Source organism: Desulfosporosinus sp. OT, from assembly GCF_000224515.1.
Classification (GTDB): domain Bacteria; phylum Bacillota; class Desulfitobacteriia; order Desulfitobacteriales; family Desulfitobacteriaceae; genus Desulfosporosinus.
Window position 1 is genome coordinate 20,365 of sequence record NZ_AGAF01000151.1, and the last position, 11,636, is coordinate 32,000.

10 protein-coding genes are annotated in these 11,636 nt (G+C 44.7%); 8 read left to right on the top strand and 2 right to left on the bottom strand.

The features are described from left to right. The first annotated feature begins 285 nt into the window (after positions 1–285). From sbcD to DOT_RS14060, 8 genes are all read left to right on the top strand, one after another. Positions 286–1,605, top strand: a complete 1,320-nt coding sequence (sbcD, locus tag DOT_RS14025; protein WP_040412242.1) for an exonuclease subunit SbcD — start codon at positions 286–288, stop codon at positions 1,603–1,605. After that, a complete protein-coding gene (locus tag DOT_RS14030) occupies positions 1,602–5,216 on the top strand; it encodes an AAA family ATPase (RefSeq protein ID WP_009619893.1) in 3,615 nt (1,204 codons plus the stop codon). Before sbcD ends, DOT_RS14030 begins: the two co-directional genes overlap by 4 nt. Positions 5,217–5,247: 31 nt before the next feature. Next, positions 5,248–5,883, top strand: a complete 636-nt coding sequence (locus tag DOT_RS14035; RefSeq protein WP_009619895.1) for a DTW domain-containing protein — start codon at positions 5,248–5,250, stop codon at positions 5,881–5,883. 202 nt (positions 5,884–6,085) lie between these two features. Continuing rightward, complete coding sequence (locus DOT_RS32410; protein WP_009619898.1) at positions 6,086–6,907, top strand: methyl-accepting chemotaxis protein; 822 nt, start codon at positions 6,086–6,088, stop codon at positions 6,905–6,907. Between the two features lie 30 nt (positions 6,908–6,937). Continuing rightward, entirely contained in the window at positions 6,938–7,849 is a 912-nt protein-coding gene (locus tag DOT_RS14045) for an RluA family pseudouridine synthase (RefSeq protein ID WP_009619900.1), read from the top strand. A gap of 26 nt (positions 7,850–7,875) precedes the next feature. Further along, positions 7,876–8,682, top strand: a complete 807-nt coding sequence (locus DOT_RS14050; RefSeq protein ID WP_009619902.1) for a sugar phosphate isomerase/epimerase family protein — start codon at positions 7,876–7,878, stop codon at positions 8,680–8,682. A gap of 269 nt (positions 8,683–8,951) precedes the next feature. Next, positions 8,952–9,266, top strand: a complete 315-nt coding sequence (locus DOT_RS14055) for a nitrous oxide-stimulated promoter family protein (protein WP_040412237.1) — start codon at positions 8,952–8,954, stop codon at positions 9,264–9,266. A gap of 62 nt (positions 9,267–9,328) precedes the next feature. Further along, the gene (locus DOT_RS14060; RefSeq protein WP_009619906.1) at positions 9,329–9,592 is read left to right on the top strand and encodes a hypothetical protein; all 264 of its coding nucleotides are present in this window, start codon (positions 9,329–9,331) and stop codon (positions 9,590–9,592) included. Between the two features lie 23 nt (positions 9,593–9,615). Here the strand turns inward: DOT_RS14060 and DOT_RS14065 are convergent, their stop codons facing one another. Together DOT_RS14065 and DOT_RS14070 are read right to left on the bottom strand one after the other, a co-directional pair. Beyond that, on the bottom strand, positions 9,616–10,188 hold the full coding sequence (locus DOT_RS14065) for an NUDIX domain-containing protein (RefSeq protein ID WP_009619908.1): 573 nt from the start codon (positions 10,186–10,188) through the stop codon (positions 9,616–9,618). Positions 10,189–10,251: 63 nt separating this feature from the next. Beyond that, positions 10,252–11,469: an MFS transporter gene (locus DOT_RS14070; protein WP_009619910.1), complete on the bottom strand. Its 1,218-nt coding sequence runs from the start codon at positions 11,467–11,469 to the stop codon at positions 10,252–10,254. Positions 11,470–11,636: the final 167 nt, after the last annotated feature.

The following is an 11,636-nucleotide window of genomic DNA, read 5'->3' on the forward strand; positions in this document are numbered from 1 at the left end:
TTACCTTCCTGGCCCAAGATGGGGAGGGGCTGTCTCTTTATAGAATTCACATTTCTATAAAGAGACAGCCCCTTATGCTCATTTCTCAATACATACTGAGGAGTCCAACATAGTGGTTCTTTGTGATTTTATGATCAGCAGCCTTTTCCATTTGCCCTGAATTGTCTGAGAAATGGGTCATACACCCGTTAGTAAATATTTCTAGTGATACCTACAGCTATTTGTCTAAGACATGCTCTATAATGAGAGATTAGAAGAGAGTGCGTGAAAGGGGCTGAGTTATCCTTGCGGATTATACATACATCAGATTGGCACCTTGGGCGGATGCTTGAGGGGCGTAGTCGAATTGAAGAGCAAGTAAAGTTTATTGATGAACTTTGTACGATCGTGGAGGATGAAGCGGTGGATCTTGTCTTGATTGCCGGGGATGTCTTTGATACCGTAAATCCTCCTGCCATCGCCGAAGAGCTTTTTTATGAGGCTTTGAACCGGTTGTCCGATGAAGGAAGGCGGGCTGTAGTGGCCATTGCAGGCAATCACGATAACCCAGAACGACTTTGTGCGGCAAGTCCACTTGCAGTTAGGAATGGGATCACGTTATACGGCCTCCCGAAAGAAGTATTGAGGCCAAGTCTCTGGGCTCAGCCGAATCAGGGAAAAGTCGTCAGGGTTGCAGCAGGCCAAGGGTGGGTAGAGTTACATATTCCCAGTTGCCCAGACTCTGCAATTATTGCAATGCTTCCCTATCCTTCCGAGTCGCGTCTTAATGAGGTATTAAGCGAGAGTTTAGATGAGGAAATTCTCCGCCAGGAATACTCAAAGCGGGTACAGCAATTATTTGCTACGTTCAGCCAAAACTTTCGGCCGGATGCGGTTAACCTAGGGTTGAGTCATCTCTTTGTGCGGGGAGGAATGGAGTCTGAGTCCGAGCGGCCGATTCAATTGGGAAGCGCACCAACTGTTGAGTTTGAGGCAATGCCCTTCGGTGCTCAGTATGTTGCTCTAGGTCATTTACACCGTGCTCAGGCTGTCAAAGGGGCATCGGTTCCGACCCGATATTCTGGTTCTCCACTCGCATATAGCTTTTCAGAAACAGGGTATGCCAAATCTGTGATCTTTATCGAGGCTTTTCCTGGTCAACCAGTGATTACCCGGGAGATCTTCCTAAGTGCTGGCTTCCCACTAGTCAGGTGGCAGGCCAAAGAGGGGTTAGCTCAAGTACAGCGCTGGATAGATGAGGGGAAGGATTTCAACGCTTGGATTGATTTAGAGGTCTTTGTGAAGGGAGCTCTTAATTCCCAAGACATCCATACCTTACGTCGGCAACGAGAACGTCTCATTAATATTCGTCCCGTTTTTCCGGAAATGGAACAGATCGTCGCGGAGGCTCGCTCAAAGTTGCCGATTGATGAGCTCTTTTGCAAGTTTTACCAAGAAAGAACCGGCGGGGCTGAACCAGATCAGGAATTAGTGGCTTTGTTTTTAGCTCTGATTGACCCGGACAACAACCGTGGGAACTATGAAGAAAGCGGCTCAGCCAAACTTGGGGATCCTAACACTGAACCTCAACGAGCGGTTGGGCGCAAGGAGGCTGAGACGGCATGAGGCCGATTCGCTTAAGAGTAGCTGGCTTAAACAGCTTTAGAGATGTTCAGGAGATTGATTTTGCGAAACTGTGCGAAACGGGTGTGTTCGGGATTTTTGGTTCCACTGGAAGCGGAAAGTCCACGCTTCTTGACGCTATTACGCTCGCGTTATACGGTACAGTCGAACGGGCGACCAACAATACGCACGGGATTCTTAACCATGCGGAAGATCAGCTCACTGTGGAATACAGTTTTTCCTTAGCTTCAGGAAGCCAACGGAAAATCTACCGGGCAGAACGAGCTTATCGGCGCTCCGGAGAGCGGACAGTAAAAGCTTCAACCTGTCGTTTGGTAGAAATAGCCGCGGGCGTGGAAACGGTTTTGGCCTCCAAGGCCGAAGAGATGACGAAGAAAATGGAGGAATTGTTAGGACTTTCGGTGGATGATTTTACCCGGGCGGTTGTTCTTCCGCAGGGGAAATTTGCGGAGTTTCTAACCATAAAGCCTAAGGAGCGGCGACAGATGTTGGAGCGCTTGTTTTCGCTCGAAGCCTACGGTAAAGAACTCTCAGCTCGACTGTCAGAACAACTAGGAAGTGCAGAATTTAACCTGAACGGTGTAGAGCAACGGCAACAGGGTTTGGGGGATGCTTCGGCAGAGCGGCTTAAAGAAGCTGAAGCGAACCTGCAAGTGGCGATTGCCAACTCATCCAGCATTGCTCAAGAATTATCAAATTTGAAACAACAGTACGATGAAGCTAAGGAAATATGGGGCCTTCAAGAACAGTTACAGCAGATAAGGGAAAAAGAGGTTCACCGGACAGCCGAACAGCCCATGATAGATGAGATCGCAGAACGCTTAAGCCTTGCTGAGCGTGCGGAATCGATTCGTCCGATCCTAGAAGAAATCAGGCTCTCCGAAGAACGATTTAAAAGGGCTAAAGGTCAGGTCGAAGACGAGGAGGCTAAACTTAAGGAGGCTAGGCTCGCTAAGGAAGTCGCGGAAGGGAAATGGTCTGAGGGTAACCTTAAACGATTAGAGGTCGAGCCGCGCTGTCTGCGGAGGTTGGAACAACTTCAGCAGGCCAAAGGCTTAGAAGACGATATCCAGGCGCGCCATGAACGGTTAACTGAGACACGTCTCCAATATGGTAAGCTTGATCGAACTCGAAAGGACCTGGATCATAAGATCCAAGTCCAGATAGCTAAAAAGGCTGAAACCCAAAAACAACAGCAAGATGTGAAGGACCACCTAGCTCAAATCTCAGTAGACCCTGTGCAGCGAAATCGGGTTAATGCCTCGGCCCAAGCTTTAGAAGCGTACGAGATTGTTTCTAAACAAGTGGACAGCTTGCAAAGGGACTTGGAGAAGAACACATCTGAAATGAAAGATCGGCAATTAAAATTACAGAGCTCCGTGGCTGAGGTCCAAATCGCGCAAAAGTTTGTGGAGCAGCTGAAAAAGGCACTTACTAATGGGCAACAGGGTCCACCACTTAGAGAGGAAATACTTAGTGATCGGGCTCAAGAACTGGAGCGTTACCGGCATATAATCGCCAATATCGAGCGGGGTGAGCGGGAAGGGATTGAGGAGCAAGAACGCTGGCAAATGATCTTAGTGGATTGTCAGAAATCACAAGAGAGCGTGGAAAACTGTGAAAAGGAACAGGCCGATATTTCAGCTGCAGTTCATGAAGGCGTAACTATTGTTGAGAAAAAAACTGCTGAGCTGAAGGGGTTAGAACAAGAAAATCTGGCTGGGCTACTCGTCGGAAATTTAGTTCAGGGAGAACCTTGTCCGGTCTGTGGTTCTGCTCATCACCCCAAGCCTGCTCAGAGTTTGGATGACGAGATGTTATCTAAAGTGCGAACTGAGTTAGAGTTGGCCTCTAGAGAACTGCAGAGCTTGGAGGGCAAACGGGTAGCTGGGGCGACCGCTCTGGCCGTGGCCAAGGCTCAACTATCTTCTAAGCAAGAACTTGAACGAAACCAATTAGAGATCATTAAATCAAAGAAACGAGCAATTGTTAACTATCGCCAGGAATTACCGGAATCTGACCGCAACAAAAATATTCAAGCCTTAAATGTCCAACGAGTTGAACAGGAATCTGCGTTGACTAACGATAGGCTCGCCTTGAATCAATGGAAAACGATGCAAGAGCAATTGAGTCGTCAGTTGGAGGATGCTCAGCAAAAGTTAGCTGAAGTAGAAAAGAAGCAACATACCGTTCAAGCCCAAATTGCTTCCACAGAGGGCGTCGGGAAAGAAATCTATCATCGATTAAAGTCATTGCTTGAGGAACAGGCTCAGCGGAAAGATCGTTTAGACGCTTTGCGTGGGAGTATTGCTCTAGCGGATATATTGTTGTTACAAAGAAAATACGCCACCTGGGATCAGGCTATGAGGTCCTTAAATCAGGAATTAGTTGAGCTAGAACAGGGATTAAAGAAATCGGATGAGGTGCAGCAACAGCTAATTTTAGAGAAAACAGATTTAGAGCTTGAGCTTCAGAACTTAAAGACGGTCGGAAGTGAAGCGGCTCGTGAGATGGCAGAGCTGAAGAGCAAATGTGATTCTTTAACTGAAGGGAAGCCAGCTTTAGAAATGATTCAGCATGTTAAGCATGAATTGGCTCTTGTAACTGGGGCTGAAGAAAAACTGAAGAAGGCCTATGAACTAGCTAAAGAGGTATGGAATCAGGCGGAGCAGACTCAAGCAGTCAGCTATAAAACTTTAGAACTATCCAGAGAAGGGTATGAGGAGGCCCGGGACAAACTGGAACAGGGCCTAAAAACGGCACAATTCATAACTGTGACAGCAGCCCAAAGTGCTTTATGTGACGATGCTGAACGGCTAAAAATGGATCAGACAATCTTGGTTTATCGGCAAGACGTTTTGATGCTTAAGCAGAGACGGAAAGACATTGAAGAGCAACTTAAGGGACGAAGCCTCCGTCCAGAGGAATGGCTTGCTTGGCCAATTCGGCTTAGGGAAGTGGAAAAGGCGTGTACTGAAGCGATTGAGAGACGTGGTGCGACTCAACAGAGATTAGAAAAGTTGAAAGTGGAGCATGAAGAATGGATGCGTCTGGAAAGTGAAAGACAAGCATTAAGCCACCGTCGGAGTTTACTAAAAGACTTGCAATCCGTTTTTAAAGGGAATGCCTTTGTCGAGTTTATCGCTCAAGAACAGTTAACCAACGTATCCCTAGATGCCTCAGAACGTTTAAAACAATTAACAAACCAACGTTATGCCTTGGAGGTAGATGCAGAGGGCGGGTTCATCATGCGTGACGATGCCAATGGCGGAGTACGTCGACCGGTGAGTAGTTTATCAGGCGGAGAAACCTTCCTCACTGCTTTAGCACTTGCGCTAGCCTTGTCTACTCAAATCCAACTTCGCGGAGAATCACCGCTCGAGTTTTTCTTCCTAGACGAAGGGTTCGGAACACTGGATGCCAATCTTCTCGAAACAGTGATGAACACGCTCGAGAAACTTCACCTGCAGAATCTAACGATCGGAATTATAAGCCACGTTCCGGAACTCAAAAATCGTCTTGCACGTCGTTTGCTGGTCACCCCCGCTGAGGCGGGCGGAGCTGGAAGCAAGGTTAGGTTAGAAATGGCTTAGTGTCGTTTAGTAGTTATCTAAGGGGATAAGAATGGATAAACGTTATAAGGTAAAACGGATTACTAGTTTATATGAAAGTTGCAATCAATGTGGATTACCGATAATTAATTGTCTTTGTAATAAATTGTCAGAAGTAAGGACTCAGGCAAAGTTCTGGATTCTATCGAGTGAAAGAGAGTTTTATAGGCCTTCCAATACAGCAAGGCTATTAAAGTTAATCAATCCGGAGTCAACTGAAATCTTTCTCTGGGAACGAACAAAGAGTCCTGAGCAATTAATTAAAAACATTAGTAGAGAAAAATATAGCGTTTTTGTATTATTTCCAGTGGAAGATGAGGAATTAGCAAATAGAAAAGTGGCTTTTCAACCAACGGGTAATATTCCGGCCTTCATAATTTTAGATGGGACATGGAAGGAAGCTAGAAAGATATTTCGCAAGAGTGACTTTCTAATGGGCTTACCCATTGTCTCCATTGAGCCCAACTACGCATCAAGCTATGATTTGAGAAGAGGAGCTGCAGAAGGAAATCTGTGTACAATAGAAACTGCGATTGAGATTTTAAAGATGAATGAAGAGATTGAAACTTCACAGATCATAGAAGATTATTACAAGTTATTTATTAAAGGTTATAAAGCTGGAATGAGCGGACATGAATTAAAAGGTTAGCTCAGGATGAGAAGTTTATTGACCTGATTCATGGTTACTGGTAATATTGGGATTAATTTGAGATATTCAGGTAGATTAGTATGTATTCTTCTTAATCGGCATAGGCTGGGGAAAAGAAAGTAGAATCAACCAACCAATTAAACGTTTCAGTACAAAGCACGTAGAGGTTTTACAACCGTGCTATATGAGGAGGGGGTAAGCAATGAATCTAGAACAAGCAGTAGAAATTGCGCCATTTATGAAGGATTTCTACGATGAGGATATTACTGTGCTTGTCTTTAGTCTTGATAAAGTAATCGTTGCTATTAACCATGAGAATCTGAATCTGAAAATAACGAATGATGAGTCTACTTCCAAGTACGAGAAATTAGTCACTATGCAGTGTGTGAGAGAAAAGAGGAGATTGGTGATACGTGTGCCGATCAGCAAATCACAGTTTGGCATTTCGTATATAGCCATTGCTAATCCACTGTGGATGAATGGTGTCTTGCAGGGCGCTATGACGGTGGTGATATCTGATCAACGGTATGACGAATTGAAGAAGGTTGGTATAGATTTATCAGAACTCGTAAAAAGTAGTCATACTGCATCTGAGGAGCTTTCTGCTTCAAGTGAGGAACTGGCAGCCACGGCTAGAACTATGGAGAGTGGCACTTCTGTTGCTAAGGCTGGACTAGAAAAAATAAATGGCATATCTCAGGATATTCGTAGAATATCTGCGCAAACCAGTATTCTCGGCTTGAATGCGTCAATCGAAGCGGCTAGGGCCGGTGACAAAGGCCGAGGTTTCGCAGTGGTTGCCGATGAAGTTCGAAAGTTATCTGAGGGCGCCAAACAGTCTGCTTTAGCCATATCCGAGGACATAACGGAGGTCAATGATACGGTTAGTAGTTTGATAGAGCATATTAAGCAGCTGGCGATGGTAAGTGAGAATCAAGCCATGGATGTTGTTAGTCTGACAAAGTCACTTGGTGAAATATCTAAGATGGCAGAGGAGCTAGTATCTCATGGAGATCACAGCTGAAACATAGGTAAGGATAAGGGGTAAGTAGTTATGAATGTACCAAGTAGCAAATTAGGAAGCAAGCCAGGAAAGGAGAAACGAACCTGCCTCAAAGTAACCGAACCAGCCGAGTTGATGAAGTTTTTACTTGTCGAGATTCCCAGTAAAAGCCGTAACGAGGTTAAGTCCCTTCTGGCCCATCGTCAGATTTCGGTAGATAATGAAGTCATTACTCAATATAATCATCCTCTAGAGATAGGCCAAGAAGTTGTTGTGAATTGGACAAAAGTGTTAGTAGAAAAGCAACCTCAAGGGCTAAATATAGTATTTGAGGATTCCTATATTATAATCATCGAAAAACAGGCTGGGCTGCTTTCGGTCGCTACTGCTACTGAAAAAGAACAGACAGCCTATAGTATTTTAAGTGAGCATGTAAAAAAGAGGGATCCTAAAAACAAGATCTTTGTTTTACATCGTTTGGATAGGGAAACTTCTGGGGTTATGATGTTTGCAAAAAGCGAGAAAATACAGCAATTATTGCAAAATTCTTGGAAGGAAACTGTTTTAGAGAGAAATTACGTAGTGGTTGTAGAAGGTTTCGTAACTCGAGAGCAAGGAACAATCACCTCATGGCTGACCGAAAGCAAATCCTTTAAAATGTACTCCAGTCGGACCCCTAACGACGGTCAAAAAGCTGTGACGCACTACAAGGTACTTAAGAAAAATAAACATTATTCGCTATTGGAAGTGAAACTTGAAACTGGGCGTAAGAATCAAATCCGTGTTCACATGCAAGATATAGGGCACAGTGTCATTGGAGATAAAAAGTATGGGTCGACCAAGCAACCGATCGGTCGTTTAGGGCTTCACGCTCGGGTGCTGGCCTTTAGGCATCCGATAACGGGTGAAGAAGTACGCTATGAGACGGATATTCCTAAAGAGTTTCTCAATTTATTCATCTAAAAGCCGGAACATAGGGAGGTAATGAAATGCGACATCAATACCCCCTGGGGATATTTTCGTGGTTTGGTTTTGTACTTCCTTTTCAAGAACGACTCAGGTTAATCAAAGAGGCTGGATTTACAGCGACCTCAATATGGTGGGAAGACGAAGACACACCATGGCAGATCAAGAAGGAAAGTATGCCTCAGTTAGTTAGGGATACGGGTTTAGTCTTAGAAAATTTACATGTACCTTATAATAACTCTAATGAGTTATGGTCAGAGCACGAGTCCGTAAGATTCGAATTTCTTCAGAGACATACCCGATGGCTTTATGATTGTGCAAACTATCATATACCGATGATGGTCATGCATTTGACTGAAGAGGTCAACCATTCAGCGCCCAACGGTTATGGCCTGAAAAGTATGCTAGAACTCGTCAAGGTTGCCGAAGAGCTTGGGGTAATTATCGCCATCGAAAACACTCGGAGAAGTGATAATGTTCCCTATCTACTCTCTAAAATTCGATCGAACTATTTAGGCTTTTGTTATGACAGCTCACATCATTTTTTATCGGACAAGCAGGACTTCAGTCTACTCGTAAATTTCGGAGACAGGCTGGTGACGACTCATTTGTCGGACAATGACGGGCTAGCAGACCGACATTGGCTTCCTGGTCATGGTATTATTGATTGGGCTATGGTGGCTCAACGCTTTCCGACGGGTTATCGAGGGGTTTTGACGCTGGAAGCTTATCCAATGGCCGAGGAACGTGAAGAGTCCCCTCAGGTCTATCTTAAAAGGGCATACCAAAAAGTAAAAAATGTGCAAGATCTATTAGAGCGAGAAGGCTGAACTAGTAAGTGTCGATGTACATAATGATTTTAAAAAGAAAAGAACCGGGTTTATACCCGGTCTTTTCCTACGTCTTTCCCAATTTTATCGGCGTCATAAGGAAGGGGAATTTTCTCTGTGTTATCTGGCTTACGCGACTTGTTGTTCGTTTTCTTCGCCATTTAATTTACCCCCTTTAAAAGTGTCACCGCTAGAATGCCCTGATTAATAAATAACAATGCGTTAGGCCAAAATATATTGGGACTGGGTGGAATGGAGTTGAGCCAAAAATGTCAAATAGGTTAGAGCGCGAAAAAGCGACCGTGCAAATGATGCTTAGGCTATATTGCAAAAATCATCACCACTGGAAAAGTGGATTGTGTCCAGAGTGCCAAGAACTATCGGATTATGCCATGACCCGCCTTACCCATTGTAAGTTTGGAGAAAGTAAACCGACCTGCGGCAAATGCACAGTGCATTGTTATAAACCGGAAAAGCGCCAAAGAATCATCGAGGTAATGCGATATTCAGGTCCGAAAATGCTTTTTGCCCACCCGATTGCAGCAATAAGGCATTTAGTGGACGAACGCAAAAAAGCTAATTAATCAGCTAAAGGTGATGAATACATAGGCCAAGTTAATAATTCGTTGGAAGAGGCAAGACGATTATGGCAATAGCAGAGCATTCCCTTGAAATGAGAGGAATGCCCCACAGAGACTTGGAAGAGTATTTTCTGGCGATTGGTGGAAAGTACGTTGGACAGGGAACTTATTTGGGGCCGAACTGGGAAGTAAAACTGAGCGACGAGTGGACCTGTAGTTTACGGTTAATACAAATCCCGGCAACATTAGTAACTTTTCGAGTGAATGAGGAGGACTGGCAGCAAATATACAATGCTTTTCGCCTACGTTTCCTTTCAGCTGGAGGATAAAAGAAACTTGAATCTCCTGCTAACTAGCGAATTTGATAGAGCGTTGAAAAGGTATCCGAAAGTTTGACATCGGAATTGATTATGAGCCCTTGAGATACGGAGTGAGAGGCTTCGAGTGCACTCAAAGTTAGTGAGGGTATGGGAAGAGCACGACATTCTTCTAAAGTAAAAAAGCCCAGATCACTGACCTCCTCTGGCTGGGCTTGTAAGCTTCCACCTAGAAATTGCATAAGAAAAATAATATAAGTGTCATGTCTTTCGACAGGTCGATCGCGCAAGCCGATGATAGAGAGTGGTTTAGCTATAATTCCGGTTTCTTCCTGAATTTCACGGATGACAGCTTCCCAGATTGATTCTTCTTGGTCCACATAGCCGCCAGGAATCGTCCACATTCCTTTTCCGGGATTATGGGCGCGTTGGACAAGAAGAACTTTGCCGTTGTGCCACAGAACCCCCCCCACACCGAGAGAAAAATTCCCCCAGTTAACATAGGAGCATTCTGAACATCTGCTTCGAAGTTGGTCAGCAATGATCGATTTTTGGAGTGGTTTGCCACATAGTGGGCAAAAAAGATACGGAGCTGTAGGATGAGACATATTTTTAAATTCCTTTCCATTGTCTGAATTTGATATCGTTTAGTTTGGGTTACTTTTATCTTTTTAAGTCATATCTGGTTGCTCTGTTTGTTGAAGCACAGGAAAGCCTCGAACGACTTTTCCATAGATAAAGAACATCACTAACGATGCTCCCATAAAAACGATTGCAAGTCCCCACACGCCTGATCCTCCACCAAAATCATACATCATACCACCTAATAAAGGCCCAACCATTCGGCCACCGGATGAAGCACCTCCGATAATGCCTTGATAAGCGCCCTTTTTTCCTAAGGGGGCGAGTTGAGCGGCAGCTGCAGGAACCGCTGGCAAAATAAGCATTTCGCCAAGGGTTAGGATGAGCATAGCAATGATATAGGATATATACGGAAATTTCCCAAGCAAAATGACAAATCCAATGGTTAAGAGAGCAGTGGCCAGGTAAAATTGCCGTTTAAACGATTGTGTCCAGGTGTGGATCACCCAATTGAGAAGGGGCTGTAAGGCTACGATAAAGACGCCATTTACTGTCCAAAGGACACTGTATGAAAAGAGAGAGAAACCAAGTTGGTTCATTACAACGGGCAAAATCGTAACGAGCTGAATATAAGCACCCCAGGTGCAGAATATTCCACCGCCTAAAGCCAGAAGTACCTTGAATCCTTTGTCTTTGGTCAGTCGCTCGGTTTGCTCTTTGGGTGGAATCAAATGGATGGGTGCTGTTCTTTCGGAAACCCCTATAAACACAATCAGCAAATAGATTAAAAAGGCTGCGGCATTGAGAGAAAAGATGAGGCGGAATGAAACTTGGGCGATCAATCCTCCTACAGCCGTGCCGACGGCTACTCCTGCGTTATTGAAAACATAAAGAAGATTAAAGCCTCGTCGCCCGCCCTCCGGCCAAACTGCATGAATTAGCGCGTAAAGTGGAACGAAGATAAAGGCTTGAGCTAAGCCAAAGAGGATAAAGCTAGGGACATAGACGCTCCAGACAGGAAAGATGCCGATAGCCCCAACAGAAAGAGTTGCACTAACCAGGCCGAAGATCATAACTCGCTTGGGTCCAAAACGATCGGCTAAAAAGCCACTCATAAATTGGCCAAGGAGGGATACTGCGGACTGAAGAGCCAGAAGAGTGCCCGCTTCTGTCAGAGTGCGGCCCAAGACTGTATGCATAAAGAGGCTGTTTAAAGGCCACATTAAAGAATTACCGACCGACTGGATGAAACCACCAACGATTAAGACGATCACTGCACGAGGGACATCAAGACGTTTTAACAACAAAAGAAAAACCACCTTTGGCTTATTGACCTACAATACTTCGACATCCGTATTAAAAAACCTTTATATGAGGAACCCTTGGAAATTAATCAGGCATTGAGAGCCGAAAAGCAGGATTACAGAGAATGAGCTCGAAAGCATAAATAATTAGCGTATAGAGAGACTAGGAG